Origin of the sequence: Vibrio sp. T9, assembly GCF_003123985.1 — a bacterium.
GTDB classification, from domain to species: Bacteria; Pseudomonadota; Gammaproteobacteria; order Enterobacterales; family Vibrionaceae; genus Vibrio; species Vibrio diabolicus.
On record NZ_NIGY01000167.1, the window covers coordinates 1 to 308 of the forward strand.

General features: G+C 45.1%; 1 protein-coding gene. It reads left to right on the plus strand.

All coding sequences use genetic code 11. The features are described from left to right. The coding region (locus CBX98_RS25930; protein WP_146192943.1) for an iron-sulfur cluster assembly accessory protein at positions 1-172 on the plus strand (172 nt) is incomplete at its 5' end. Positions 173-308 lie beyond the last annotated feature (136 nt).

The window sequence follows — 308 nt, forward strand, 5'->3', positions numbered from 1 at the left end:
CGACTTCACCGTTGAGAAGCAAGGCGTCCAATTGGTCGTCGATCCCATGAGCTTACAATACCTCGTTGGCGGTGAAGTGGATTACACTTCTGGCCTCGAAGGTTCGCGTTTCTTTGTGAAGAACCCGAATGCGACAACGACTTGTGGTTGTGGTGCAAGTTTCTCTGTTTAAGTTTGTTCTACGCATGTAGTGAACTGATATAGAAGATAAAAAAGCCGTCGAGATGACGGCTTTTTTGTTGGTCTTTCCAGTGTTGAAAGTACTGGCAAAGTAAGGCGTAATCGTCTTGCCTTGGAGTTAATTCATA